Below are 26,516 nucleotides of genomic sequence, written 5' to 3'. Positions count from 1 at the left end.
ACTCCTAAAGATCCAGCGAAACGCAAGGGCCGCAGCCGCGGGAAACACAGGGCATGAGAAAGTCAGCCTGCTCGGCGGGGCTCAGAAAACTGTCGCGGTGTTCGATGTCGCCGCCCACGTGGCGGGTCATGCATCGGCCACAGACTCCGCCACGGCACAGGTTGGGGATCTGCAGTCCGGCGGATTCCAGAGCTTCGAGCAGGCTTTGTTCGGCGCCGACCCGCAAGCGCTGGCCGCTGCGCAGCAGTTCCAGGTCGAAGGGTTGGCCCGGTTGTGCGGCATTAAAGGCCTCCCAGTGCACCCGGCCGGGCGGCCAGCCGAGTGCCTTGGCCTGTTGCCGAACCGCGTCGAGCAACGGTTGCGGGCCGCAGGTGTAAACGTGGCTGCCCAGCGGTCGATCACGCAGGATCCGGCTCAGGTCCGGGCGGCTGGCGTAGGTGTGCAGGCGTGATCCCAGCCGCTGTTGCAACGCCTCGACATAGGCATCGCTCAGGCCCGGACGACAGAGGTAGTGCAATTCGAAGTGAGCCTGGCTTTGTTCAAGGGCCGCGATATAGGCCATGAACGGCGTGATGCCGATGCCTCCGGCGATCAGGATGTGCAGGCTGGCGGTTGAGTGCAGGGCGAACAGATTGGCCGGCGGCGAAATCTGCAGCGTGTCCCCGACCTGGACCTGCCGATGCAGGTAGAGCGAGCCGCCGCGGGAGGCCTCCTGCAGGCGTACGGCGATGCGGTAATGCTGGCTCTCCGCCGGGTCGCTGGTGAGTGAATAGGCATTGCGCAGCTTGCCCTCGGCCAGTGGCAGGTGAACCTGCACATGACTGCCGGGGGAGAAAGCCGGCAGGGGCCCGGCGCACGCCTGCAGGGTGAATTCGCGCACCACTGGGGTAAGCATTCTCGCCGCGCTGACCCGCACTTCGATTGCGGCGCTCATGACCGGACTCCGGCGTAAGGCTGATCGGGGTTGGTGCAGACGCCGAGGTACGCCCCCAGGCGGCGGGAAAAGTGTTTGCGGACTTCCAGCCCGACGTCGCAACCGATGCAGGTCAGCAGCGGCTCCGGCCCGGCGGCCTGAGTCAGGCCGCAGTGCACGCAATACACCAGGCGCGCACCGGCAATCGTGCGGGTGATGTCGATCTCATCATCTTCCAGTCCGGCGCTGCGGGCCTCGCCGTGGATGCGCCAGATAAAGGCCTCGTCGCCCATGATGTAGAGATGGCTGCCGACGGTGGCGCTGACCAGCGCCTGATGCAGGCGCAGGGAAAAGTCGGCGCTCTCGCCATTCAGTACCAAGGGCTGTTCCAGTTCCCCGACAAAGGGCGAGCAGGCGGCCGCCGATTGCATGACCACGATGTGCCGGGTGACGCTTTCACGAGGCAGCGGCTGGCGATAGCGCGGGAGACTGTGAAGTCGGTCCGGGGCGGCGCTGTGTCTATCCGTCATGTGGGCTTTCCTGGCTGATCCGCGCCTGTCGAAGGGCGAGAAAGGTGGCGTTGGACTGGGGATTTGTTTCCTGTTGGGGAAGATACTTTCCTATGGGGAAAATCTTCTCAATCCGGAAAAAGGGCTATGTCTTTGGAGATAAGTCCTGCGCAACGCCTGTCCGGGGCATGGAAGTTGCTGGTCTTTGCTTATGGCTGAGCAACCGGACGGGGAGTTATCGAGGGTGCGAACACGACCGCAGTGGTGGCCGCTCTGGTTGGGGCGTATCCGCCCCGACCAGGCGCGCAGCGTGCGCAAACTGCTGGCCGGATTGCCTTTGTGTCAGGTGCACGCTGACGGTGCCTTGTCGGGTTTTCTGGATCGTTTCGAAGCATTGTTGCCGACCTGCAAACTGAATCTGATCCTGGACGGCGAAGACCTGGGGCCGGCACGGCGTGGATTGCTCGAGGGCTGTCAGGACGTTGCGCGTTGCCCTTGGCGTGACTCGGCACTGCCTGATGCGGCTCAGGCCTGTGGCCCTTGCCGGCAACGGGGCGTACATCGCCTGCTGTGTGCCTTGCCGCACAGCGACGATTCGAGCAAAGGGGTGTTGTTGCTCGATACCCCACAACCAGTCCACTCAAGCTGGCGCCAGTTGCTGGAAGAGGCGGCGCAGGCGGTCGGCGTCACCGTGCGCTTGCGCTGCTACACCCGTGAACAACAGCGCAAACAGGCCACGTTCCGGCACGGCGCCCTGGCCCGTGAGCTGCACGATTCGGTGGCTCAGCAGTTGGGTTACCTGTCGTTCCAGGCGCGTTTGCTGCAGTCGCAGTTGGGCGAGCCTGCACAGGCCAGCACCGCGTTGCAGGAACTGTGCGGCGGCTTGAGCCAGTTGCAGCGCCAGGTGCGCGAGCTGATCACCAGCGCTCGTCTGACCATGGACGGGCGCTCACTGCGCCAGGCCCTGGCCGACTCTGTCGCCGAGTTCTCGCGGCGCTGCATCATCGTTTTTGAACTGGACAATCGCCTGGCTGATGACGCTTTGAGCCCGGAAACCGAATTGCAGATTCTGCAGATCATTCGCGAGGCACTGGCCAACGCGGTACGCCATTCCCATGCACGGCATGTGCGCATCGAGTTGCGGCAAAACCAGGACGGTGATGCTTCTGTTTCGGTGGAGGATGACGGCATCGGACTGAGCCCGGCGTCAGGGGAGGAAAACCATTTCGGCCTGGCGATTATCCGCGAGCGCGCCGCGAGCATTGGCGCCCGACTGACCATTGAGGCGATCCGCCCGCACGGGGTCCGTGTACACCTTGGCCTTCGCCGTCACCAAGACCTGCCACAGGGGAGTTTCGATGGACTGCACGACCTTATTACTGATCGATGATCACCCGTTGTTTCGCAAAGGACTGGCACAGCTGTTCGGCGCCAGCGACGACTTCGAAGTGGTGGGGCAGGCCGCCAGTGGCCGCGAAGGTATCAACCTGGCCGTGAGCCTGGCGCCGCAGCAGGTTTTGCTTGATCTGCACATGCCCGGCTTGAGCGGTTTGCAGGTGCTCGACGAACTGCGTCAGTTGCGCCTCGACTGCCAGGTGGTGGTGCTCACCGCATCGATGGATCGCGCCGAGCTGTTGACCGCCCTGCGCCTGGGGGCCAGTGGTTATGTGCTCAAGGAAACCGAGCCTGATGCGTTGTTGGACTACATGCGCAATTGCCACAAGGGCGCGATCGTTCTGGATTCAACCCTGATTGCGCTGCTGGCCGATCAGGGCGAATCGGTGACCCGGCCTGCACACGATTCGGATCTGCTCGACACCGGCAACCTGACCGAGCGCGAGGGGCAGACCCTGGCCCTGATCGCTGCTGGCATGAGCAATAAACAGATCGGCCGGGAACTGGGGATCAGCGATGGCACGGTCAAAATCTATGTGAGGAATCTGTTGCAGAAACTCAGCCTGCACTCGCGCCTGGAGCTGGCGGCGTGGGTGCACAACGCCGCGTCGGTGAGACACGAGGAGCGTCACTAGATGATGGAACGGCCAGAGGCATTTGTGCAGGCACTGCCCTTGCACCTGATGGATCGCTTTCCGGCGGCGTTGCTCGAACTGCGCGATAACGGTCAGATCGCCCACTTCAACCTGGCCTGGGTCGAGCTGATGGATCTGCCGGGCACGGAACGCAACCTCATCGACTATGTGCACCACGAAGACCGTTCGTTGTGGCGTCAGGCCCTGCATGAACTGCGTCGGCGCCCCGAAACTTCCTTCAACCAGCGGCTGCGTTTTGTTCACCCTTCGGGGGAACTGCGCTGGTTCGACGTCAGCCTGAAGCGCGGGCCGCAGGGTTTCTATCTGGTGGCAGGCGACATCACTGCGCACAAGCGGCGCGAAATTGCCTTGCAGGCTAGTCAGCGCAGCAGCATGAGCTTGCTCGACAGCATGCCGGGCCTGATCTATCGCGGTCGCAACAACCGCGACTGGACTATGGAATTCGTCAGTGCCGGTTGCCTGCAACTGACCGGGTATCCACCGGAGCGGCTGGTGGACAACCATGAATTCACCTACAACAGCCTGATCCTGGCGCAGGATGCCGATTACGTCTGGCGCGAGGTGCAATATGCCCTGTCACGGCAGGAGCCGTTCGAACTCAATTACCGGATACGCTGCGCAGATCAGTCGATCAAGCATGTTTGGGAAAAGGGTGTGGGGATTTATGCCGACACCCGGGAGGTGCTGGGTATCGAGGGGGCGATTTTCGAGCGACGGGCGGGTCAGCCCTGAAGGGCGATGAGGTTTGTAATGCACAGCAAATCAGGTGTGTACGGGCTTTCTCGCGAGAGGGAGTGTCAGTCGAAATCAATGTTGACTGATACACCGCCTTCGCAAGCAAGCCCGCTCCCTATATAGAACTCTGGGTGTTATCGAAACGCGGGAACGACCTGCTTGATAAACAGCTCCAGAGATTTTTTCTTCTCTGCATGGGGCAAGCTGTTGTCGCACCAGAAGCTGAACTCATCGACCCCGAGTTCCTGGTAATACTTGATGCGCGGGATGATTTCTTCCGCGGTGCCGATCATGGCAGTCTTGTGCAGGCTCTCCAGTTCGAACTCCGGACGAGCGGCGAATTTTTCCTCCGGGCTCGGCGCCAGGAAGCCGTTGACCGGCACTTCCTTGTTGCCGAACCAGGCATCGAACGTGCGATAGAACTTTGAGATCGCCTTGGCCCCGACTTTCCAGCCTTCCGGGTCATCGGCCGCGTGGACGTGGGTGTGACGCAACACCATCAGTTGCGGGCGTGGTACGTCCGGGTTGTTATCCAGGGCAGCCTGGAATTTGTTCTTCAGGTCGAGGACTTCTTCGTCGCCTTTCATCAGCGGCGTGACCATGACGTTGCAACCGTTGGCCACGGCGAAATTGTGCGAGTCCGGATCGCGGGCGGCGATCCACATCGGCGGGTTGGGCTTCTGGATCGGCTTCGGCACGCTGGTGGACGTCGGGAATTTCCAGATATCGCCATCGTGGGCGTAGTCGCCTTGCCACAGGGCGCGCACCACCGGAACCATCTCGCGCAGCGCTTGACCGCCGGAGGAGGCGGGCATGCCGCCGGCCATGCGATCGAACTCCACCTGATAGGCGCCACGGGCAAGACCGACTTCCATGCGACCGTTACTGATCACGTCCAGCAGCGCGCATTCGCCGGCGACCCGCAACGGGTGCCAGAACGGCGCAATGATGGTGCCGGCGCCGAGGTGAATGGTGGTGGTTTTGGCGGCCAGGTAGGCCAGCAGCGGCATCGGGCTCGGCGAGATGGTGTATTCCATGGCGTGGTGTTCGCCGATCCAGACGGTGCTGAAACCGCCGGCTTCGGCCATCAGGGTCAGTTCGGTCAAGTCTTCGAACAGCTGACGGTGGCTGACACTTTCGTCCCAACGTTCCATGTGCACGAACAGGGAAAACTTCATGACGCTTACCTCTAATCTTTGTTATTGGCTGTCGGTTCAGGCAAGGACGGGCAGGGCGCCCATCTTGCCGTGGCAGTACACCAGCGGACCGGCGGTGTGCTGCGGCACTATCAGATTCTTCACTGCACCGACCATGATCGCGTGGTCGCCGCCTTCATATTCGCGCCATAGTTCACATTCGATGACGGCTGTGGCGTTGGCCAGGATCGGGTTGCCCAGTTCGCTCAACGTCCATTCGATCCCTTGCGCCTTGTCCTTGCCTTTGCGGGCGAAGGCATAGGCTTCGCTTTGTTGACCGCCGGACAGTACGTGGATGGCAAAGCGTTTGTTCTTGATCAGTATCGGATAGGAATCGGAACTGTAGTTGGGGCAGAACAGCACCAGGGCTGGGTCCATGGACAGCGAACTGAACGCGCTGGCGGTGAGGCCGACGATTTGTCCGTCGTCGTCCAGCGTGGTGATGACCGTTACCCCAGACGGGAACGAGCCCATGACTTGTTTGTAGATGGCGGCATCGATCATTGGAGGGTCCTCGGGTGCTGCGGCGTGGTTTTTATGAATTTATAGGTCTGATGGTATACCGTAATACATAGTTTGCAAGGGCTTTTTATCTTTGCCGATAAACGCATGTTGCGAAGCTACGGCCTAATGTTTTCGGGGTTTGTAGCCCAAGATTGAGAGCGGTGAGCCCTTATAGAAGCAGATCAGTTTGCCTTTCAAACACAGGATCAGTCCTGTGAAAATATTGGAATACCATAATATGGTTCGCGTCTGAGGGGTTGCCGAAGAGCCCCCCCCCGGTTTGGCTTCATACAAATATAAGATCAGACAAACTCGAGTTCATGCACATGTCCCGGATGCCCCGGCAACCCGTTGATCGAGAATCACACGGTCGATTACGTCCCACTCGCGGAACGCCGTGGGAAGGCCCGCGATCTTTTCACTCTATGGTTCAGCACCAACATTGCGCCGTTGCCGGGCGTTTCAAAATCTGCCTGCCCCTTTCCCTGAGTCCGATGGGAAAGCCCCCCAATCAAAAAGCAAAAAAAGGTCGCCACAACCCGACGTTGCAGCGACCCGAGGGTGACCAATAACGTGCGGCCCACTGGCATGGGTCGCTTGAGGATCAATGAGCGCCAGCAGCCTTATTCAGATCGCTCTCAGCCCATTCGGTATAAACGCATGCATCCGCAGTCGCCCAACGCACACGCACCGGATCGCCCGTCTTGAGCGGCATGCCCGCGGCAGACAGCGCCTTGACGGTCATGGACGTACCGCCCGAGGTCACCACACTGCAAGTCTGGCTTTCACCAAGAAACAGTACCTCCACGACCTTGGCCGAAACCTCATTCCAGCCTGCCGCCAACGGTTCCTGCGCAGCTTGCTCAATACTCAAGGCCAAGGCTTTCTCCGGTCGCACCATCAGCAAAACATCCTGATCAGTCTGCAATCCTGCGGTCAGTCGAATCGACAGAGACTGACCTTCAAACGAAGCCACCGCATTGCCCTGAGCCTTGAGCTTGAGGAAGTTGGAGTTGCCAAGGAAGGAGGCAACGAAGGCATTTGGCGGGTTCTGATACAGGTCAAAGCCGCTGCCCAATCCAACGATTTTGCCGTGACTGAAAATCGCGATGCGCTGAGACAAACGCATGGCTTCTTCCTGGTCGTGGGTCACGTAAATGATGGTGATGCCAAGACGCCGATGCAGCTGGCGCAGTTCATCCTGCAAGTCTTCACGCAGCTTTTTGTCCAAAGCGCCGAGAGGTTCGTCCATCAACAAAATGCGTGGTTCATAAACCAGCGCCCGAGCGATCGCCACCCGTTGCTGCTGCCCACCGGAAAGTTGTGAAGGGCGGCGATGGGCGAATTGTTCCAGTTGCACCAGTTTGAGCATGGCGTCGACCCGGCGCTCGCGCTCGCTGGCGGCCAGCTTGCGGATGGCCAGGGGGAACGCGATGTTGTCGCGCACTGACAGGTGCGGAAACAGCGAATAACGCTGGAACACCATGCCGATGTCACGCTTGTGCGGCGGTACGTTGACCAGCGACTGGCCATTGACCTGGATCTCGCCGCTGCTCGGGGTTTCGAAGCCGGCAAGCATCGACAGGGTGGTGCTTTTGCCGGAGCCGCTGGAGCCGAGGAAGGTCAGGAATTCACCGTCCTTGATGTCCAGCGAGATGTCGTCCACGGCGGCAAAGTCGCCGTAGTACTTGTTCAGGTTGCGCAGACTGACCAGCGGTTTGTCGTTCTGCTGCGCGGAATCTTTGATGACGGCACTCATGTCGTACTCCTGTGCGCTCAGGCGCTGATTTGATTGCGCCGGCGAACGGCGGCGGCGATGACCATGACCAATACCGAGAGGCCGATCAGCAGCGTCGAAGCGACGGCGATCACGGGCGTCAGGTCCTGGCGCAGGGTGGTCCACATTTTCACGGGAAGGGTTTGCAGGGTAGGGCTGGCCATCATCACGCTCAGCACCACTTCATCCCACGACACCAGGAACGCGAACAGCGCACCGGCGACCATGCCCGGGCGGATTGCCGGAAAAGTCACCTTGTACACCGCTTGCAGTCGCGAGGCGCCGCAGATCACCGCGGCATCCTCAATGGACTGATCGAACAGCTTCAGCGAGTTGATGATCGAGATGATGGTGAACGGCAGCGCTACGATGACGTGGCTGACCACGAAAGCGAACATCGTCCCGGTATAGCCGAGTTTGAGAAACAGCGCGTACACCGCTACCGCGATGATCACCAGCGGCACGATCATCGGCAGGGTGAACAGGCCGTAGAGCAATTCTCGTCCCGGAAAGCGCCCGCGTACCAGGGCAAAAGCGGTCGGCAAACCCAGGGCTACAGCGCAGATCGTGGTCAGCACGGCGACTTTGAGGCTGGCCATGGCTGCGTTCATCCAATCGGGATTGGAGAAGAACTGGCCGTACCATTTCAGCGTCCAGCCCGGCGGCGGAAACACCAGCCACTGGGAGGAGCCGAAGGACAGCAGCACGATGAACACGATCGGCAACAGCAGGAACAGCGAGATTAAACCGGTCGTGAAATACAGGCCGAAACGCATGCGCCGGCTCATGGCATTGGGGGTCAGGAGCATGACGGCTTACCTCGAGTTGCTGGCGCCAACCGGGGATTCCGGCTGGAGCTTCAGGTAGAAGTAGAACAACACCAGCGTGATCACGATCAGCAACGCTGCACCGGCGCTGGCCAGTCCCCAATTGAGGAACGACTGCACCTGCTGAATGATGAATTCGGGCAGCATCATGTTCTGCGCGCCGCCCAGCAGTGCCGGGGTCACGTAGTAACCGAGGGACATCACAAATACCATCAGGCCACCGGAGAACAGCCCCGGCCGGCACAGCGGCAGGAACACCCGGAAGAAGTTGGTCCAGGGGCTGGCGCCGCAAATCGAACCGGCCTGCAGAATCATCGGGTCGATGGCCTGCATGGTCGCCTGCAACGGCAGCACGATGAACGGGATCATGATGTAACTCATGCCGATCACCACGCCGGTCAGGTTGTGCACCATTTCCAGTGGCTGATCAATGATGCCCATTGCCATCAGCGCTTTGTTGATTACACCGGACGCCTGCAACAGCACCAGCCAGGAATAGGTCCTCGCCAGCAGGCTGGTCCACATCGACAGCAGCACAATGTTGAGGACCCAGCGGCCCCAGCCACGAGGCACCAGCGTGATCGCCCAGGCCAGAGGAAAGCCCAGTAGCAGGCTGAACAGGGTCACCAGCCCGGCCACCGAGAAGGTGTTGAGCAAGACTCGGGCGTAAGCCGAGTTGGCGAACAGTTGTTCGTAGTTACCCAGGCCCGGTACCGGTTCCAGTACGCCCCGCAGTAGCAGACCAATCAACGGCGCCAGAAAGAACAGGCCGAGAAACAGCAGGGCGGGGATCAGGTTGCTTGAACCGCGCCAGCGCTGTGCCAGGGAAGGGGATTGGTTCATCACAGCCGCCTTGCCGGAAACCGCCCCGGCAGCGCCAGCGGCGCTCCCGGTCTGCGTAGGTTGACGGGACGCTGTTGCCGTCATTTTCATTTGACCAGCCATTCGTTCCACCGTGTCGCGATGGCCGGACCGTTCTTGGCCCAGTACGCGAAATCAAGAGTGATCTGATCCTTGGCGTAGGCAGTCGGCAGGTTAGGGGCGAGCACCGAATCCAGGCGCGCCACGCTGTCGACGTTGACCGGCGCATAGGCGGTCAGGTTGGAGAAGTCAGCTTGTCCTTTGGCGCTGCTGGCGTTGGCCAAAAACTTCATGGCGGCGGCCTTGTTTTTCGAGCCTTTAGGGATGACCAGAATGTCGGCCATGACCAGGTTCTGTTTCCAGCTCACGCCCACCGGCGCGCCATCTTGTTGCAGGGCATAGATGCGGCCGTTCCAGAACTGCCCGAGGCTCGCTTCACCCGAGGCCAGCAACTGTTGCGACTGCGCTCCGCCGCCCCACCAGACGATGTCTTTCTTGATGGTGTCGAGTTTCTTGAAGGCGCGATCCAGGTCCAGCGGATACAGCTTGTCGGCGGGTACACCGTCGGCCAGCAGCGCCAGTTCGAGCACGCCGGGGCTTGGCCATTTGTAGAGGGCGCGTTTGCCAGGGTAGGTCTTGGTGTCGAACAGCGCGGACCAATCTTGAGGTTTGCCGGCACCGAGCTTGCCTTCGTTGTAACCGAGGACGAAGGAGAAGTAGAACGAGCCGACGCCATGGTCAGAGACGAAGCGCGGGTCGATTTTGTCGCGCTGGATCACCGAGAAATCGAGGGGTTCGAGCAAGCCTTCAGCCGCCGCGCGCAAGGCGAAATCAGCCTCGACGTCGACCACGTCCCATTGCACGTTGCCGCTTTCGACCATGGCTTTGAGTTTGCCGTAGTCGGTAGGACCATCCTGGACCACGGTGATGCCGCTGGCCTTGCTGAACGGATCGGCCCAGGCCTGCTTCTGTGCATCCTGGGTGCTGCCGCCCCAGCTGACGAAGTTGACGCTTTCAGCCGCCATCAGCGCCTGGCTGGTCATGCTCAACAAACCCGCAAAAAGCATTGCGGTTACACCTTTGTTCAACACCATTTTTACGCCCTCATTTTGTTGTGTTTGTGAGCGGGTTGTTGATGCCCGCCTATCGGGAGCAGTAGGTCCATCTGGCCTCTAAAGGCGACCGTGCCAAGGGCTGTTGTTGGTGCTTTCCCTGTCGGGGGCCCATGGTTGGAATGTCCGGTCTATGGAATATCATATTATGGTATTCCAAACTTTGTGCAAGCACTTTGCCTTACCGGCTATCAGCCAAAAGCGGTTTTTTTGCCGTCAGGCCATCCAATAGTGGCCTGCGTGGGTAAAGGGCCAGCCCCGGACTTATTCGGTGAAAGGGATGCTCTCGACCACTTCCAGGTCGTAACCGGTCAAGCCTGCGTATTTCAGCGGTGGGCCGAGATGACGCAACTTGCCCACGCCGAGATCCTGCAGAATCTGCGCCCCGGTCCCTACTTCAGAATAGATGCGCGATTGCGAACGGCTGAATTGTCGTGGCGGCTGAGTGAGTTGGGGCACGCGTTCCAGCAGCGCTTGCGACGACTCATGATTGGCCAGCACGACCACCACGCCGCGACCTTCTTCAGCCACCCGTTGCAGCGCGGCCCACAACGTCCAGTTGGACGGGCCGCTGTACTGCGCACCGACCAGATCGCGCAGTGGATCGATCACATGTACCCGCACCAGGGTGGGTTCTTCCCGACGAATGTCACCCATGACCATCGCCATGTGCACGCCACCTTCGATACGGTCCTCGAAGGTGATCAACCGGAAAGTCCCATGCACCGTCGGCAATTCGCGTTCGCCGATGCGCACCACGGTGTGTTCGGTGTTGAGCCGGTAATGGATCAGATCGGCGATGGTGCCGATCTTGATTCCATGTTTGCGGGCGAACACTTCCAGATCCGGGCGGCGGGCCATGGTGCCGTCGTCGTTCATCACTTCGACGATTACCGAGGCGGGAGTGAAACCCGCCAGGCGAGCGAGGTCGCAACCGGCTTCGGTGTGGCCGGCACGGGTCAGCACGCCGCCTTCCTTGGCGCGTAGCGGGAAGATATGGCCGGGCTGCACAATGTCCGTGGGACCTGCATTGGCGGCTACGGCGGCGGCAACGGTACACGCCCGATCGGCGGCGGAAATACCGGTGGTCACGCCCACAGCGGCCTCGATGGATACGGTGAACGCGGTGCTGAACACACTGCCATTGCTCGGCACCATCTGCTCCAGACCCAGGCGCTGGCAGTGCTCGTCGGTCAGGGTCAGGCAAATCAATCCGCGCGCTTCACGAGCCATGAAGCTGATGGCCTCGGCGGTGCAGTGGTCGGCGGCGATCAGCAGGTCGCCTTCGTTTTCCCGGTCCTCGTCATCGACCAGCAGCACCATCTTGCCTTGCCGGTAATCTTCGATGATTTCTTCGATGCTGTTGAAGGCCATGCTGGAACTCTCAGTGTTTGGTGGGTATATTTATTGGTATACCATAATACAAAATAAACCAAGAGGTCACTATGAAGGCGTACTGGATTGCTCACGTGGATGTCACCGACCCCGATCAATACAGCCAATACACCCAACGCGCCCCGGCGGCGTTCGCTTTATATGGCGGGCGGATGCTGGCCCGGGGCGGGCGCAGCGAAGCGATGGAAGGTCGGCCCACGCCGCAACGCAGTGTGGTCATCGAGTTCGATTCTTACGAGCAGGCGCTGGCCTGTTATCACAGCGATCAATATCAAGAGGCAAAACGGCACCGCGCGGGCGTAGCCCGGGCCGAGGTGATCATTGTCGAGGGCGTGGCGCCCTAGGAGATGTCAACGGATGAAATGGATCTTGCCGGTATCGTCGTTGCCGATGTAGATGCCGTAGACCCCGGCTTGGCGTTCCTCGATATAGCGTTCGAGGATCTGCCGGATTGCCGGGTAATAGATGCTGTCCCAAGGAATGTCCTCGGGTGCGAAGAATTTGTAGTCCAGGGTTTCCGGGCCGTATTGGCCGGTGATCTCCAGCGCGATGGCGCGGAAGATGATGTACACCTCGCTGATCTTCGGCACGCTGAAGATCGAGTAGGGCGAGAGAATTTCCGCGCGCACGCCGCTCTCTTCCCAGACTTCGCGCAGCGCTGCCTGCTCGGTGGTCTCGCCGCCTTCCATGAAGCCCGCCGGCAGCGTCCAGGTGCCCGGACGCGGCGGGATCGCGCGTTGGCACAGCAGGTACTTGCCGTCCTGCTCGATGATGCAGCCGGCGATGATTTTCGGATTGATGTAATGGATGTAGCCGCAGCCACGGCACATCAGACGCTCGTGCGTATCGCCCGGTGGCAGTTGGTGACCGAGGTCACCGCCGCCGCACTTTGGACAAAAGCTCGGGCTGAACATGGTTAGCGACCTATGCGAGGTTCTTTGAGCGCGATGGGCAGGGTGATCTCGGGGATTTTTCCGGTCTCTTCCTGTTTGCGCTTGAGGTAATCGAGTGCGACGGTTGCGGCGGCGCGCACGTGGTCGACACAAGCCTGGTGGGCGGCCAGAGGATCGCCGCTCTTGATCGCTTCGACCATGCGTTCCATTTCCTGGTTGCTCACGCCACGGCGATTCTCCTGGGACACCGAAGTCGCCCGCAAGTAACTGATCCGTGCCTGCAACTGACGCAGTTGAGTGGCCGCCACATGATTGCCCGAGCCTTCGAGCAGGACGTCGTAGAAACCTTGAACCGAATCGATCACCTGTTGCAGTTCGCCTTCCTTGAGGGCCTTGCGGTTTTCCTCGAGGGCTTTTTCCAGGGCCTTGATGTCCTTGGCCTTGGCACGCAGGGTGAACAGCTGGACGATCAGGCCTTCGAGCACACAACGCAGCTCATAGATATCCACGGCATCGGCCAAGGTGATGATCGCGACCCGTGGGCCCTTGGCGTCGGCGAATTCCACCAGGCCTTCGGATTCCAGGTGGCGCAAGGCTTCGCGTACGGATGTGCGGCTGACGCCCAGGCGATCGCACAGATCGCGTTCGACCAGACGATCTCCCGGCAAGAGCTGGAAGTTCATGATGGCGCTTCGCAGCTTATCCAGCACGATTTCGCGCAGGGTAACGGGGTTGCGATTGACCTTGAAGCTGTCGTCGAGTGGCAGGCGTTTCATGGGGTCCGCTCTGAGTGTGGCTGTCCATGCAAAAAGAGCACTTCGATCCAGGATCATCGTGCTCAGGTCATCAAAACAGCCAAGGGTTAACTGGAGGCCTCGGCATCGGCTTCGGCGAAGGCTTCACGGGCGAGCCGGAAACTGTCTACGGCCGCGGGGACACCGCAATAAATACCGACCTGAAGCAGAATTTCGCGTATTTGTTCACGACTCAGCCCGTTACGCAAGGCGCCGCGTACATGTAGCTTGAGTTCGTGCGGCCGATTGAGGGCCGAAATCATCGCCAAGTTTATCATGCTGCGCTCTTTAAGCGACAAACCCTCACGGCCCCAGACGTGGCCCCAGCAGTACTCGGTGACCATCTCCTGCAATGGCCGGGTGAAGTCGTCGGCGTTCTCGATGGACCGGTTTACGTAGGCTTCGCCCAACACCTGGGTGCGGATTTTCAGGCCTTTTTCATATTTTTCATTGCTCATCGCTGTGTGCTCCCAAAATCGTCGAGCCCGCCCATCAAGGTGTATTTGAGTTCCAGGTAATCTTCGATGCCGTACTTGGACCCTTCGCGGCCAAGTCCCGAGGATTTGATCCCGCCAAAGGGCGCGACTTCGGTGGAAATCAGCCCTTCGTTGATCCCGACCATGCCGTATTCCAGCGCTTCGCTCATGCGCCAGGCCCGGCCCAGGTCGCGGGTGTAGCAGTAAGCTGCGAGGCCGAATTCGGTGTCGTTGGCCAAGTGCACAGCCTCGGCTTCGGTGTCGAAGCGGAACACTGCGGCCAACGGGCCGAAGGTTTCTTCTTGAGCGACTTTCATGTCACCGGTCACGTCGGCCAGCACGGTTGGCTGGAAGAAGCCGTGTCCCAGTGCATGGCGTTCGCCGCCGCAAAGCAATCGGGCGCCTTGGGCGAGGGCGTCCTGAACATGGTCTTCGACTTTGGCCACGGCGCGTTCGTTGATCAGCGGGCCTTGGGTGACGCCTGCCTCGAAACCACTGCCAACATTCAGTTGAGCCACTCGCTCGGCCAGCCGCGCAACAAAGGCTTCATGGATGCCGCTCTGTACCAGGAAGCGATTGGCACACACACAGGTTTGCCCGGCATTGCGAAACTTGGCGATCAGCGCACCTTCTACGGCACGCTCCAGATCAGCATCGTCGAACACGATGAAGGGCGCATTGCCCCCGAGCTCCAGCGAGACTTTTTTCAACGTTGGCGCGCATTGCGCCATGAGCAACTTTCCAATGGCGGTGGAGCCGGTGAACGACAGTTTGCGCACCAGAGGGCTGGCGGTCAGCTCACCGCCGATGGCCACGGCGTCGCCGGTGATCACGTTGAAAATGCCCGGTGGAATCCCTGCCTGTTCCGCCAACGCGGCCATGGCCAGCGCCGAGAACGGCGTCTCCGGTGCCGGTTTGACGATGCATGGGCAACCGGCCGCGAGCGCCGGGCCGGCCTTGCGGGTGATCATCGCCGCCGGGAAGTTCCATGGGGTGATGGCCGCGACCACGCCGATCGGTTCCTTACTGACCACGATGCGCGCATCGCCTTTGTGGCTGGGAATGGTGTCTCCGTAGATGCGCTTGGCTTCTTCGGCGAACCACTCGATGAAACTCGCGGCGTAAAGGATTTCACCCTCGGCCTCGGCCAGTGGCTTGCCTTGTTCCAGAGTGAGGATTTCTGCCAGGGCGTCGGCGTGCTCTAGCATCAGCGCGTGCCAGCGTTTGAGCGTCTGGCTGCGCTCTTTGGCGGTCAGTGCGCGCCAGGCCGGCCAGGCTTTGTTGGCGGCGGCGATGACCTGACGAGCTTCTGCGGCGCCAAGGTTCGGCACCTGGCCGATCAGTTCACCGGTGGCCGGGTTGAAAATGTCCTGACAGACGCCATCGGGCGCATCCAGCCACTGGCCGTCGATGTAGGCCTGCTGGCGGAACAGTTGCAAGGCTGCTGGGCTCATGCCGGCTCCCATAGTAGAAGTAAAAAAGGGCCGCACCGGGGGGTGGTTAGACGCAGCCCAAATGTAGACGTCAGGCCAGGGTGGGCAGCGGGCCCAGCTTGCCTTTGTGATAGATCATTGGTGTGACCGGTTGCTCGGGCAGAATCAGGTTCTTCACCGCGCCGACGATGATCGCGTGATCGCCGCCGTCGTATTCACGCCACAGTTCGCACTCGATGATCGCCGTGGCTTTGCGCAGCAACGGGTTGCCCAACTCACTGAGGTGCCAGTCGATGCCTTTGGCCTTGTCCTTGCCTTTCCCTGCAAACGCATAGGCTTCGGCAGTCTGGTCGGCGGACAGCAGATGAATCGCGAATTGCTTGCTGTCACGCAGAATCGGGTACGTGTCCGAGGCATAGTTGGGGCAGAACAGTACCAGTGCCGGATCAATCGACAGCGCACTGAAGGCGCTGGCGGTGATGCCGACGATGCCACCGTCCGGGTCCAGGGTGGTGACTACCGTGACCCCGGAAGGGAACGAGCTCATGACGTCTTTGTAAATGCCGGGTTCGATCATGTCGGCGGTCTCCTAGCGCATCACGAAGGGATCAGGCATGGGTGCCTGAGAGAGGTTGATCCACACCGTTTTCAGCTCGGTGTAGGCCAGCACCGAATCGATGCCGCTCTCGCGTCCATAGCCGCTGTTCTTGAAACCGCCGATCGGCGCCATGGCCGAGACAGCACGGTAGGTGTTGACCCAGATAATCCCCGAGCGAACGTCCCGGGCCAGGCGATGGGCTCGCCCCAGGTCGCGGGTCCAGATGCCGGCGGCGAGGCCGAACTGCGAGTCGTTGGCAATCGCCAGCGCTTCGGCTTCATCTTTGAAACGGATGACCGAGGCCACCGGACCGAACACCTCTTCCTGCATGATCTTCATCGAGTTGCGGTCGCATTCGAACAGGGTTGGCTCATAGAACCAGCCATCCCCCAGATTCTCTGGACGCTTGCCGCCCAGACGCAGGCGCGCACCCTCGGCCACGGCATCGGCTACCAAGCCTTCGACCACGGCCAGTTGTTGCGCAGTGGCCATCGGGCCCATTTCGCTACTGTCTTCCTGCGGGTTGCCGATGCGGATGCGCTTGGCGCGTTCGACCAGACGATCGACGAACTCATCGTAGATTTCGTCCTGCACCAACAACCGCGAGCCGGAAACGCAGCTCTGGCCTGATGCCGCATAGATCCCGGCAATCGCACCATTGATAGCGCTGTCGAGGTCAGCGTCGGCAAAGATAATGTTCGGTGATTTGCCGCCCAGTTCCAGCGACAGCTTGGCGAAGTTCTCGGCGCTGCTGCGCACCACATGCCGGGCCGTGGCAGCGCCGCCGGTGAAGGCGATCTTGCGCACCAGCGGATGGCGGGTGAGGGCGGCGCCGGTGCTTGGGCCGTAACCGGTGACCACGTTGACCACGCCCGGCGGGATGCCGGCTTCCAGCGCCAGGCGAGCCAGCTCAAGAATGGTTGCCGAGGCGTGCTCGGACGGTTTGATCACAATGGTGTTGCCTGCCGCGAGGGCCGGCGCCAGTTTGATCGCCGTCAGGTACAGCGGGCTGTTCCAGGGAATGATCGCCGCGACCACGCCCATGGCTTCATGCACCGTGTAGGCAAACAGGTCCGGCTTGTCGAGGGGCAGGGTGCCGCCTTCGAGCTTGTCGGCCAGGCCCGCGGTGTAGTGGAAGAACTCCGGCAGGTAGCCGACCTGACCGCGGGTTTCGCGAATCAGCTTGCCGTTGTCACGGCTTTCCAGCTGCGCCAGTTGTTCCTTGTTTTCAGCGATCAGGTCGCCCAGCCGCCGCAGCAGTTTGCCCCGAGCGGTGGCGGTCAGGCCGCGCCAGGCCGGGCTGTCGAAAGCCGTCTGCGCAGCCTGCACGGCGCGCTCGACATCGGCTTCGTCGGCATCGGGCAATTCAGCCCAGGCTTGAGCCAGGGCTGGGTTCAAACTTTCAAAGGTCTTGCCGGAGAGGGCATCGACCCATTCACCGCCGATGCACATCTGGAAGCGTGCGAGTGTCATGCAACGATCCCCTTTATTTGGTTTTGTCGGGCGTTTGCCGTGTCGAGAAATTCCAGCAACAGCTGATTGACCAGGCGCGGCGATTCTACGGGCATCATATGCCGCTGCTCGGCGAGCACGGCAACGGTCGCGCCGGGAATTCGCTCGGCCAGTTGCTGGGCCATTTCCGGTGTCGAGCCTGGATCCAGTTCGCCGGTGGCGACCAGTGTCGGCACCTGAATGCTCCCCAGATCCTCCGCGCGGTACATGTCCTGGGTCGCGAACAACTCATAAGTGGTCAGGTAACCCTGTGGATCGTTACCCGCCAAGGTCTGGCGCAGCGCGGCGATCTGTGCCGGGTTGGCCGCCTGGTATTCGCGGCTGAACCAGCGCGACAGCGCCGCTTCGGCGTTGGCGTCAGGGCCATGTTCGGCCGCCTGAGCGGTGCGGGCGATGACGCCGGCGCGTTGCTCGGGGCTGCGGTTGAAGACGCTGTTGAGCACCACCAGGCCTTGCAAGCGTTGCGGGTAATGCAAGGCAAACGCCCGCGCCACCAGCCCGCCCATGGAAAAGCCGATCACGGTTGCCTGAGGCAGTTGCAGGTGGTCGAGCAGTTCCAGCAACTGGTCGGCATAGCCCAGCAGAGGCGTGCCGCTTTCCGGGCGCGGGCTGGCGCCGTGGCCGAGCATGTCGTAGGCAATCACACGGTACTTCGTGGCCAAGCCAACGACCTGGCCGCCCCACATTTCTTTGTTCAGGCCCACGCCGTGGATCAAAACCACGGGCTGGCCTTGGCCGGTCGCCAGGTAACTGGTGCCAGCCGGGGTGCGTTCAGCGGTGAGCCGAATCATGGAGCGCTCCTGCATGCCTTTTTGTTGTTCTTATCGACCTTGATTACTGGGCGTTTTCAGCGGCCAGCTCTTCGAGATCGATGTAACGGTTGCCGATGCGTGGGTGCAGGCGGCCGCCATCGGCGCAACCCAGAACCACCACGATTTCGTCGGCACGCGGTGCATCTTCGATCTGCATTTCCAGGGTGATGTAGTGCGAACGCAGGCCTTCGTCGTCCTTGTGCATCATCGGGATCTGGATCGAGGTGCCTGGGCCGCCGCGCTTGTTGGTGAAGCTGAGGTAGCTCTTGGCTTTCACCGCTTCGCGGTAATGGTTGCCGAAGCGCAGGGTATGGATGACGGCGGAGGCGTGTTCGATTTCACCGTCGGCACCCACTACGGCGGCCTTGCCATAAGCCTCGATCTTCTCGGCGCCGCCGATGATGCCCACCAGACGCTCGACCATCAGCGCACCGAGGTCGGAGCAGTTGGCGCGAATTTCCGGCTTCAGGTCTTCGACAAAGCCGCGACCCAGCCAAGGGTTTTTCATCACGACGGCCAGCCCGACCATGGTCACGGGCTTGTCGGCAGCCTTGCCGCCTTCGATAAAGGTTTCTTCGACGTAGCTGACGATCTTGCGGATTTCGAAACTCATGAGCTGCTCCGTGTAGGGTAAGAGTGTCTGTGCGTCTGATGGTATACCATAATACCTGAAGCACAAGTCCCTGAAACGGGTTTCTGGTCGGAAGGCGATAAAAGGGGGGGATGGCTACTGCGATGGTTGCTCGGAGTTCATCGCTTGCAGCAGGATTGGTTCTATTCGTGGCAAGGTAGGCGTTGATCACGCTGGACGCGCCACTCTGACCTTCGTATGGGGTTGGTTGTCGGGCGCAACTGGAGGAGGGGAATCTAGCTACGTCGAGCTTGCCGCATAGCGGCTATTTAGATTACAGGTCGAAGAACTTGCGAGCCATGCAGCCAATCTCGATGACGCCGAGTGAAAGCTGGCTTTGTAGCCGCCAAAATCGTCAATTGTCTATAGGTAGAATCCAGTAGCGTTGCTTGGAATTACTCCATTTTTTTTGCTCTTGATACGGTCTGAAAACAAGTCCAGAATCAAGTCCATTCCTGCCTCAGGAATAAAAGAAACCTCTTAGATTTCAATGGGTCGGACGCTAGATGCGAGTCTCGTTTCCCGCTCCAATTATTTTTCTATAGGCTTCCATTGAAGTATGTAGAAACCCAAAAAAGAGGCTTAGGCCTCTTTTTTCGTTCCAGTAAGTTCTTCTTTAAACCACTAGCAGCCACGATTTTTTAGTACATTTTTTAGTACATTAATCCGGCGCTTGGTAGATCACTTTTTCGTGGGACTCGCCTCTCTGGAAACCGTACAAATTTCCTCTATTTAAACGAGGCGGAGATTGTACGATGGCTCTCACCGATACCTCGGTCCGACACGCCAAACCCCGTGCCAAGGACTACACCCTCCCTGACTACAACGGCCTCGCCCTTTTCGTGAATACGAAAGGCGCCAAGTGCTGGCACTTCCGCTTTTCCTGGGCGGATAAGCAACCCCGTATTTCTCTCGGTACCTATCCTGAAATTAGCTTACGAGATGCTCGTGCTCTGCGTGATGTTGCGAGGGCGCTGGTCGCCAGGGGCATCGATCCGCGTGTCCATCGGCAGCTGGAGCGTAATGCTAGGCGCCTGGCCTCGGAAAACGCCTAAGAAGCGGTCTTTCAGCGTTGACGTGATTTAAAGGCGTTGAGTCTGAGGATGGATGTACTGGAGGTGGTGCGCAAGATTGAACGTCGTGGAGCGTTCACAACGGCGGAGAAGTGACGAGCCTGGTTAAATCAACTTTTCCGGTACTCCATCATGGAAGTGAACCTCGAGAGCAATCTGGTCGCTGACCTCGATATCGTGACGGTGCCACAGTCTCCCGTTTCAATTGGTCGGCGAACCGGGTGACAGCGCTGGGCGCTCAGGTTGAGATGTCGGGTGGGGGGTACCTCCCGTTCGCTTTTCCTGGCCAGTTAACCCGTTGGGCTATTCCTGTGATCAGTCTTCGGGCAGGTGCAGCTGGACCTTCATGGCATCATGAAAGAGCCAGACGACCTCGATCACGTCATCGTTTGCCGCACGATAAAACACAATATGGCGCGGGCTTTTGACCGTTATTTTCTTTTCGTCCAGCACCATCCATAGCTCGTCTTTATATCCTTCAAGCCTCCTCATACGATGCGCTGATACAACTCCAAGTATTCTGACGACGCCCAGCGATCATCCCGGGTGCTGTCCGAAGCCGGAAATAAAGCAGTTTTAGAGAAGCCTTTCGCACCATCAGCAATACCCAATTCCACGGTACCCATCGGCTGTCTTTACTATTTTGCGTTGTAAGCAGGACATTACTGTTGGGGATACTCAGTTAGCACCAGAATACTTACCATTGCCTTAATGTCCTAGCCCATAAGAAAAAGTCTGACTTGTCCCGGAAGTGCATATAAAATCCGTGGGATTAATAGATATTTACAGTGCTTTTAATCGCCAGTCAGGTAGTTTTTAATCATAAGTACCGTGATAGATCGGTAGTATTTCGCCTAGACTAATAAGTGTTAGTGAGCCCGTGACAAGAATAATTTTCTTCATTTTCTAATGCCGAAAAGTCTCATCTATTTCAATGCTCCCGATCTCGGCATCATCTAGTAGGAAGAGTGAGGGGCGTTGTGAGCGAGCGGGATGGTTTTTTGGTATGCCTCATCTTAGAATTTAACAGTATGGCGGGTTTGCTTGTGCTTGCCGGTGTATTTGAAATCGGGAAGGCTCATCTGACTACTTGCTAAAGGTGGCAGGAAAGGACTATTTCAGCGCAGCTTCTAGGGACTGCGCTAACTTGCTCGGAGAGTCATTATTGCTTGTTTTGATGGCCAGAAACGGAGAGATTGTGATAAGGTATTTTTGTGGGGTAATCAGGCACTTTGGTGCGCTTTTTTTGTAAGTAGGGATGAGACTCGGTCTCCGTTCTTGGGCAAAGGCATTTTTGAGGCAGGGAGTTAAGGGCATGAAGCAAGGGGTTTTAAGGGGGCGAGCATTTGCTGTTGTGGCAGGTCTTGCTTTCATTGCACTGGATCAATGGGTGAAGGTGCTGGCACTTATTGCTCTACACGCCAGTTATTTTAAAGTTGGCGGTGAATCGCTAGGGTTGGCATTTGAGCTCAGTTTGAATCCTGGCGCGTTTCTGAGTTTGGGGGCTAGACTGCCCACTCAGGTAAAACAGGCAGTTTTTATTATCGGTGTTCTTGTTTTTGTGGCTTGGGCAATATATTGGGCGCTTTTACGTTGGACTTCCTCGATAAAAAGTGCAATCCCCATATACGCTATTGCGCTAGGTGGGGCGTCAAATCTAATTGACAGGGTTTTCCGAGAAGGGCATGTGGTCGATTATCTGATTCTGAATCTGGGGTCAATCCATACTGGAGTTTTCAATCTTGCAGATGTTGCAATTACAGGGGGAGCCATTTTATTACTGTTGGATGCATTTGCAAAAACTCGGGTGAGCTAAGTTGGTCTGGGCGAGATCGGTCTAAATCGGTAACTTGAAATGCATGTGTTTCAAGTTTTACGTTTTAGATTCCGGATTGCCGACCGCCTGCTGATTATTCAAGAGTCAACTGCCAGTCAGATACCAGGCTAACATTTTATTAGTATTCTGGTGCTGACTGGTGTTGTTTAAACCTTGCTAGACATCTTGTCCATGGTTGTGTCAGATTTTCCTATCATCTTTGATGTAAGGTGATCGATCAGTTTTCCGCGCTCCTCAGTGTTCAGGTAAAAGTGATCCCCCTCGAAATTTTTGAACTCGATCGAGTGCGTGGTGCACCGCCTCCAGTCGCTGAGTGATTCTGACCGGACAAGCTCGTCTTTTTCTCCAAAGTAGATTGTAATGGGGACTTCGACAGCGGGCGACGAGGGCGACTGATAGCACTCGCAAATTTTCAGGTCGGCTCTTAAGGCAGGAAGGAAGAGATCAATGATTTCTTCGTTTCTTAATATTGAGGCATCAGTTCCATTATAAGACTGGAGCTTTTCGATAAGCTCATGGCGTGGAAGGTCGTGAGAGTGTGGTTTATTGGCGGGCAGTTGCGGAGCCCGAAAGGATGAGAGGAATAGTTGGTTCGGCGTTGGCTGATTGTTACGCTTAAGCCAGAGTGCCAGTTCAAAGGCAATCAAGGAGCCAAAGCTGTGGCCAAAAAAGGCAAAGGGTTTAGTCAAATGAGATGTGATGGCATGCCCCAAGTCACTTATGAGCCGCTGAAGGTCTTCGTATGCAGGCTCTGAAAAGCGAGTTTCTCTGCCAGGTAGTTGAATGGCGGCAAGTCCTATATTGTCAGACAGGCTATCTCGCCAGCTTTTGTAAGCTAGTGCCCCGGCGCCTGAGTACGGGAAACAGAAGAGTACGACATCTCCCTCGGCATTATTGGAGTATTTGATCCAATTGTCGCTTGTTGAACGTGTCGTTGTCATGATTTTCGGAATGTCCACGTCTATTAATATCTTGGGTGTTTTGCTGTTTAAGATCGACTAAATGCTCTTGTGCAGATGATGAATCACCATAAGAAAATGCTATCTACTGATAGGAGTGCCTAATGGGTGTCCGGAATGTTGTTTTCAATTCGTCTGAAATCAGCTTTGCTATAAGATGCTAGGATGAAAACAGCAAATAGCAGGCCGGCAACAACGAGCATGAGTCCCAATCCATGACCTTTGCCGACGCCTGTCAAGGTACCTATGGAGTTTGCCAGGTAACCGCCGGGCTGCATTGCCGGTTCAAATAATGTATCTGCTACATATCCTCCTATAAATGTAGCCACAGCAGCTGAACTCACCAAGAGTGCCTGGCGAGTGGCGAAGACTGAGCCCTGGATTTGAGCTTCGGTTTTGCGTTGCCATATGGTCAGGTTGCAATTGGCGCTTATTATCGAGAAGAACATGAACGAGAAGCCGCATGCATATAATGTAGTTATCTCCGTAAATAGACCTGCTACTACGAGGGCGGTAGTAATCAAGAGGTCAGACAGTATTATTATGGGTAGCAATTTCTTTGGAAGAGGTAGGGCAATCATTATTGTCGCCGCTGAAATCATCCCTAGTGCACAAAAAAATAGCACACTGCCAAGGGTGTCTACAGGGTAGCGTGTAAGGGTTAGCGGTGTGACTAGCATTATTGCAAGGCCCAGCACGAAACTCTCGATCAATGAGTAGGTCATTAGCGCGCGGAGTGCAGGATTTGCGCTTATAAAGGAAAGCTTTTTTTTATGTGTGAACTCTTTGTTGGGGTTTGTTTCTTCTTTGGGTGAGGAGAGTTTGTCCTGAGGCGGGATGTTAATTGTCAGCATCAAGCAGACTCCAACAGACGCTGCGCTCAGAACTAGTAGCAATATAGTATGTATCCCATTTTGGCTTAATAAAAAACCTGCAAGCCAGGGGGCGACCAAGCGTGAAAAACCGAAGGCCATTTGCATCAAACCGTTTGCTCTTCCCCACGCCGCTCTGGGTACCATGATGCTGATTGAGGCGTGCGTGGGAATGAGTTGGAATACCTGGCAAATAGAAAGTACAGCATTCACAGCGTAAAGGGTTTCTACCTGTAAATTCCTTGTATTGAGCAGGATAAATAGGGAGCACATTGCCAGCAGCGATATCAGGTCAGCAATGAGTGTCAGTGCTCTACGGTTGTATCGATCAATCAGCTTTCCTGCCCAAGGGGTGATAATGACCCCCGGTAGTATTGCCAATGCAATGAGTGTGGAGTATTGCCACACGGATCCTGTTTCTTGAGAAATCCAAACTGCAAATGTAAATTCAGTCATGACCGAAGCAAATATGCCCAATAGCCGGCTTATCCATAGCAGAAGAAAAGTTCGCCCAATCCCGAACATGAGTTCCATGCATCACCTTGTTTTCTGGCTGGCGTGAAGCACCCAGCTGAACGGTACGTGTTCCATATATGCGCATTATGGATAGTCAATAACTTAAGCGTCTCCTAGAGTGCTGTTTTTATGACAGCACTCTAGGAGGGCATTGATTGAAAATTTATTGCAAATTGCGCAGGCTTGCTTGTAGTAAGCCCAATGCCTCCTGTTCTGACATTTGCTCGATGTCCGTTCTCGAGTGCTGCACCCTTTGGTTGGTATTGACGGCGCATGGCTCGGTGAGCGTGGTAGCTGGCTGTTTCGCGGGTGTTGGCAAGCAAGAAACGATGTGGTCGGTTAATGCTTGAATAGTTGGATTTTCAAAGATGGCCGTCGATGGCAAGTCAATGTTGAAAGCACGCTTGATTCTCGTCAGCAATTCTGCGGCGAGGACAGAGTCCATGCCTAGATCGAAAAAGCCTGTACGCCGATTTATTGTGTTGCGATTGGGCAGGTCAAGCAGCTTTCCGACCTCATCTTTGAGGTATTGCTCAATATCCGCTGGTGCTATGGTCCCTGCAGGGTGGATACGGGGGGGGCTGGAGGCTTCCACTGAGACTGCCGTTGGCGCCGCAGGTTGAAGGTGCTCAAACATCCGACCAATGCCGAATACATCGATGACTTTCCTGAACTGTGACCAGGATGTGTCGGTCACTGTGATCGGCCGGTGCTTTGACGCCAAGAGTGAGCTCAGCATGTTCAGGCACGTATCGGGGGCGAGAGGCTTGATCCCGGAGGTTTCAAGGGATGCGCTCAGGCCCGGTGCGTTGGCCATTCCTGTCCGGCTCCAAGGCCCCCAGTTCACCGCAGTAGCCGGTATCACTCTGTTGCGGGTGAAGATGGAAAACGCCTCCAGGAACATATTTGCAGAAGCATACGCGCCGAGTCCCGCGGCGCCCCATACGGCTGAGATGGAGGAGAAAGAGACGAAGAAATCCAAAGGCAACGCTTTCGATGCTTTGTAGAGTGACCAAGTGGCATCGACCTTGGGCTCCATCGTACGCTTGAGATCTGCCCAATGCAGATCACTGATTTTTGTCATGGCGCCTGATGTGCCCGCGCAATGGAAGATCCCTTTTAGTGGGAGCCCGCCCTGCAAGGTATTTTCCATAATGCAGGCAACTTCCTCATCAGAGCTGATATCGGCACGGTGAAGTGTCAGCGTTGCGCCGAGGCTTCTCAAGTGCGCAACGGTCGAGTGCTGGTGTGCTGTCGTGACGCCGGACCTATTCACCAAGACCAAGTGCCTGGCCCCTTGCGCAATCAACCATTCGCAGAGCCTCAGGCCAATATCGCCAAGCCCGCCCGTTACCAGGTAAGCGGCGTCAGGCACGATCTGTATTGTTGTGCCTGTGGCAAGCGCCTTGTGGTTCAAGCGCGGCACATAACGTTTGTTTTCTCTGAATGCGATCTGGAACTCACCTGAACTATCAGAGATGATTTCGTCTAGCAAGTTACGGGCGTCTGCGCGGGCATCTGCTGTGCTCTTGTCCTGATGCCAAGGCAGGTCGATTAGCCTTGGATGCAAGCCTGGGGCTTCATGACTCAGCGTTTTCATCAGGCCCGAGAGGGGAGCTTGCGTCAGTTCTGTGGTATTGGGCTCAGCGTCAATGGATGAAGTTATCGAGAAGGCGCCCCGTGTGATCATATTGAAGCCATCTGTTAACACAGGCTGCAGATGGAGTACTAGCTGCATGGAAAACAATGCGTCTTGTGTCAGTTTGCTGGTTTGCTCGATGACCTCATGCTCGGAATCTTGACGGGTGCGGTCCTCATTCCATAAGTAAATGACGCCATTGATGGCTCTGCCATCCTTGGAGATCCGATCCTTCAGCATGGCGCGAGTCTGCACCAGATCACTGGTATCAACGTACAGCGTGTGGGAGTCATCGTTGTGCCGCTGATTGTCACGGCTCAGCAGAAGAGGGGCAGGGTCAAGTTCTTTGATTTTGCCAAGCACGGCTTCACTCAGCGGGTTGTCATCCAAGAACACTGCCCAATGTGACTGAGCGCTGTGAGGGCGGGTTGATGAATCAGCTGCTGCTTTGTCCTGGGCTATCCAATCAACCTGATACGTCAGATCGCTGATCTCAGGTTGAGTGATAAATGGTTCGGTACCTTGGTTCTTTTGAACTGCGCTTACGGCATCTACCTGTGCCGAACGGTGATAGTTAAAGTATTTTTTGCT

Annotated in this window: 26 protein-coding genes and 2 pseudogenes; 7 read left to right on the top strand and 21 right to left on the bottom strand. The window is 57.6% G+C overall.

Annotated features, from left to right (window positions below; genetic code table 11):
• Positions 1-4: 4 nt before the first annotated feature.
• Together JFU11_RS24625 and JFU11_RS24620 are read right to left on the bottom strand one after the other, a co-directional pair.
• On the bottom strand, positions 5-934 hold the full coding sequence (locus tag JFU11_RS24625) for a PDR/VanB family oxidoreductase (RefSeq protein ID WP_201062381.1): 930 nt from the start codon (positions 932-934) through the stop codon (positions 5-7).
• Positions 931-1,443: a dimethylamine monooxygenase subunit DmmA family protein gene (locus JFU11_RS24620; RefSeq protein WP_201062380.1), complete on the bottom strand. Its 513-nt coding sequence runs from the start codon at positions 1,441-1,443 to the stop codon at positions 931-933. Before JFU11_RS24620 ends, JFU11_RS24625 begins: the two co-directional genes overlap by 4 nt.
• Positions 1,444-1,732: 289 nt before the next feature.
• Here JFU11_RS24620 and JFU11_RS24615 point away from each other — a divergent pair, with 289 nt between their 5' ends.
• From JFU11_RS24615 to JFU11_RS24605, 3 genes are read left to right on the top strand one after another with little or no spacing between them, the layout of a single operon-like run.
• On the top strand, positions 1,733-2,812 hold the full coding sequence (locus JFU11_RS24615; RefSeq protein ID WP_201121398.1) for an ATP-binding protein: 1,080 nt from the start codon (positions 1,733-1,735) through the stop codon (positions 2,810-2,812).
• Complete coding sequence (locus tag JFU11_RS24610) at positions 2,781-3,452, top strand: response regulator (protein WP_201062378.1); 672 nt, start codon at positions 2,781-2,783, stop codon at positions 3,450-3,452. Before JFU11_RS24615 ends, JFU11_RS24610 begins: the two co-directional genes overlap by 32 nt.
• The gene (locus JFU11_RS24605) at positions 3,453-4,205 is read left to right on the top strand and encodes a PAS domain-containing protein (RefSeq protein ID WP_201062376.1); all 753 of its coding nucleotides are present in this window, start codon (positions 3,453-3,455) and stop codon (positions 4,203-4,205) included.
• Positions 4,206-4,342: 137 nt separating this feature from the next.
• On the opposite strand, the gene JFU11_RS24600 is transcribed toward JFU11_RS24605, so the two are convergent.
• Together JFU11_RS24600 and JFU11_RS24595 are read right to left on the bottom strand one after the other, a co-directional pair.
• Complete coding sequence (locus tag JFU11_RS24600) at positions 4,343-5,386, bottom strand: LLM class flavin-dependent oxidoreductase (RefSeq protein WP_076030855.1); 1,044 nt, start codon at positions 5,384-5,386, stop codon at positions 4,343-4,345.
• 36 nt (positions 5,387-5,422) lie between these two features.
• Entirely contained in the window at positions 5,423-5,908 is a 486-nt protein-coding gene (locus JFU11_RS24595) for a flavin reductase family protein (RefSeq protein WP_201062375.1), read from the bottom strand.
• A 326-nt stretch (positions 5,909-6,234) separates the two neighbouring features.
• On the opposite strand from JFU11_RS24595, the pseudogene JFU11_RS28225 reads away from it, so the two are divergent.
• Positions 6,235-6,373: pseudogene (locus JFU11_RS28225) on the top strand (cytosine permease); the annotation flags it as partial.
• Positions 6,374-6,512: 139 nt separating this feature from the next.
• Here the strand turns inward: JFU11_RS28225 and JFU11_RS24590 are convergent.
• The 5 genes from JFU11_RS24590 to ribBA all read right to left on the bottom strand — a co-directional run bounded on the left by JFU11_RS24590 (position 6,513) and on the right by ribBA (position 11,859).
• The gene (locus tag JFU11_RS24590) at positions 6,513-7,667 is read right to left on the bottom strand and encodes an ABC transporter ATP-binding protein (protein WP_201062373.1); all 1,155 of its coding nucleotides are present in this window, start codon (positions 7,665-7,667) and stop codon (positions 6,513-6,515) included.
• 17 nt (positions 7,668-7,684) lie between these two features.
• Positions 7,685-8,494, bottom strand: a complete 810-nt coding sequence (locus JFU11_RS24585) for an ABC transporter permease (RefSeq protein ID WP_201062372.1) — start codon at positions 8,492-8,494, stop codon at positions 7,685-7,687.
• A 6-nt stretch (positions 8,495-8,500) separates the two neighbouring features.
• A complete protein-coding gene (locus JFU11_RS24580) occupies positions 8,501-9,445 on the bottom strand; it encodes an ABC transporter permease (RefSeq protein WP_201121397.1) in 945 nt (314 codons plus the stop codon).
• The gene (locus tag JFU11_RS24575) at positions 9,442-10,467 is read right to left on the bottom strand and encodes an ABC transporter substrate-binding protein (protein ID WP_123722589.1); all 1,026 of its coding nucleotides are present in this window, start codon (positions 10,465-10,467) and stop codon (positions 9,442-9,444) included. Before JFU11_RS24575 ends, JFU11_RS24580 begins: the two co-directional genes overlap by 4 nt.
• Positions 10,468-10,749: 282 nt before the next feature.
• Entirely contained in the window at positions 10,750-11,859 is a 1,110-nt protein-coding gene (gene ribBA / locus JFU11_RS24570) for a bifunctional 3,4-dihydroxy-2-butanone-4-phosphate synthase/GTP cyclohydrolase II (RefSeq protein WP_201062369.1), read from the bottom strand.
• A 71-nt stretch (positions 11,860-11,930) separates the two neighbouring features.
• Between ribBA and JFU11_RS24565 the strand changes: the two genes are divergently transcribed.
• On the top strand, positions 11,931-12,224 hold the full coding sequence (locus JFU11_RS24565; RefSeq protein ID WP_201062367.1) for a DUF1330 domain-containing protein: 294 nt from the start codon (positions 11,931-11,933) through the stop codon (positions 12,222-12,224).
• A gap of 6 nt (positions 12,225-12,230) precedes the next feature.
• On the opposite strand, the gene JFU11_RS24560 is transcribed toward JFU11_RS24565, so the two are convergent.
• From JFU11_RS24560 to JFU11_RS24525, 8 genes are all read right to left on the bottom strand, one after another.
• The gene (locus JFU11_RS24560; RefSeq protein ID WP_095129269.1) at positions 12,231-12,794 is read right to left on the bottom strand and encodes an NUDIX hydrolase; all 564 of its coding nucleotides are present in this window, start codon (positions 12,792-12,794) and stop codon (positions 12,231-12,233) included.
• A gap of 2 nt (positions 12,795-12,796) precedes the next feature.
• On the bottom strand, positions 12,797-13,549 hold the full coding sequence (locus JFU11_RS24555) for a GntR family transcriptional regulator (protein ID WP_095129270.1): 753 nt from the start codon (positions 13,547-13,549) through the stop codon (positions 12,797-12,799).
• Between the two features lie 86 nt (positions 13,550-13,635).
• On the bottom strand, positions 13,636-14,025 hold the full coding sequence (locus tag JFU11_RS24550; protein WP_008059553.1) for a carboxymuconolactone decarboxylase family protein: 390 nt from the start codon (positions 14,023-14,025) through the stop codon (positions 13,636-13,638).
• Positions 14,022-15,497 (bottom strand): NAD-dependent succinate-semialdehyde dehydrogenase, encoded by a 1,476-nt coding sequence (locus tag JFU11_RS24545; RefSeq protein WP_201062364.1) that lies wholly within the window; start codon positions 15,495-15,497, stop codon positions 14,022-14,024. Before JFU11_RS24545 ends, JFU11_RS24550 begins: the two co-directional genes overlap by 4 nt.
• 70 nt (positions 15,498-15,567) lie before the next feature.
• On the bottom strand, positions 15,568-16,053 hold the full coding sequence (locus tag JFU11_RS24540; protein WP_074877285.1) for a flavin reductase family protein: 486 nt from the start codon (positions 16,051-16,053) through the stop codon (positions 15,568-15,570).
• Between the two features lie 12 nt (positions 16,054-16,065).
• Entirely contained in the window at positions 16,066-17,547 is a 1,482-nt protein-coding gene (locus JFU11_RS24535) for an aldehyde dehydrogenase (RefSeq protein ID WP_095129274.1), read from the bottom strand.
• A complete protein-coding gene (locus JFU11_RS24530; protein WP_018927717.1) occupies positions 17,544-18,377 on the bottom strand; it encodes an alpha/beta fold hydrolase in 834 nt (277 codons plus the stop codon). The genes JFU11_RS24535 and JFU11_RS24530 overlap by 4 nt, the downstream gene beginning before the upstream one ends.
• A 43-nt stretch (positions 18,378-18,420) precedes the next feature.
• A complete protein-coding gene (locus JFU11_RS24525) occupies positions 18,421-19,011 on the bottom strand; it encodes an amino acid synthesis family protein (RefSeq protein ID WP_018927718.1) in 591 nt (196 codons plus the stop codon).
• Between the two features lie 773 nt (positions 19,012-19,784).
• On the opposite strand from JFU11_RS24525, the gene JFU11_RS24520 reads away from it, so the two are divergent.
• Entirely contained in the window at positions 19,785-20,084 is a 300-nt protein-coding gene (locus JFU11_RS24520; protein WP_201062362.1) for an Arm DNA-binding domain-containing protein, read from the top strand.
• A 333-nt stretch (positions 20,085-20,417) separates the two neighbouring features.
• Here the strand turns inward: JFU11_RS24520 and JFU11_RS24515 are convergent.
• Positions 20,418-20,534, bottom strand: a pseudogene (locus tag JFU11_RS24515) (type II toxin-antitoxin system RelE/ParE family toxin); the annotation flags it as partial.
• Positions 20,535-21,417: 883 nt separating this feature from the next.
• Here JFU11_RS24515 and JFU11_RS24510 point away from each other — a divergent pair.
• Positions 21,418-21,918 (top strand): signal peptidase II, encoded by a 501-nt coding sequence (locus JFU11_RS24510; protein ID WP_201062360.1) that lies wholly within the window; start codon positions 21,418-21,420, stop codon positions 21,916-21,918.
• 167 nt (positions 21,919-22,085) lie between these two features.
• Here the strand turns inward: JFU11_RS24510 and JFU11_RS24505 are convergent, their stop codons facing one another.
• From JFU11_RS24505 to JFU11_RS24495, 3 genes are all read right to left on the bottom strand, one after another.
• Positions 22,086-22,898 (bottom strand): thioesterase, encoded by an 813-nt coding sequence (locus JFU11_RS24505; RefSeq protein ID WP_201062359.1) that lies wholly within the window; start codon positions 22,896-22,898, stop codon positions 22,086-22,088.
• Positions 22,899-22,999: 101 nt separating this feature from the next.
• Positions 23,000-24,304 (bottom strand): MFS transporter, encoded by a 1,305-nt coding sequence (locus JFU11_RS24500; RefSeq protein ID WP_201062358.1) that lies wholly within the window; start codon positions 24,302-24,304, stop codon positions 23,000-23,002.
• A 145-nt stretch (positions 24,305-24,449) separates the two neighbouring features.
• A partial coding sequence (locus JFU11_RS24495) for a beta-ketoacyl reductase (protein ID WP_201062357.1) occupies positions 24,450-26,516 on the bottom strand: 2,067 nt, incomplete at its 5' end.

The organism is Pseudomonas sp. TH37, assembly GCF_016650735.1.
In the GTDB taxonomy this organism is placed as follows: Bacteria; Pseudomonadota; Gammaproteobacteria; order Pseudomonadales; family Pseudomonadaceae; genus Aquipseudomonas; species Aquipseudomonas farris.
Note: the sequence above shows the minus strand (reverse complement) of the source record. Positions and strands in the feature narration are given on the sequence as shown.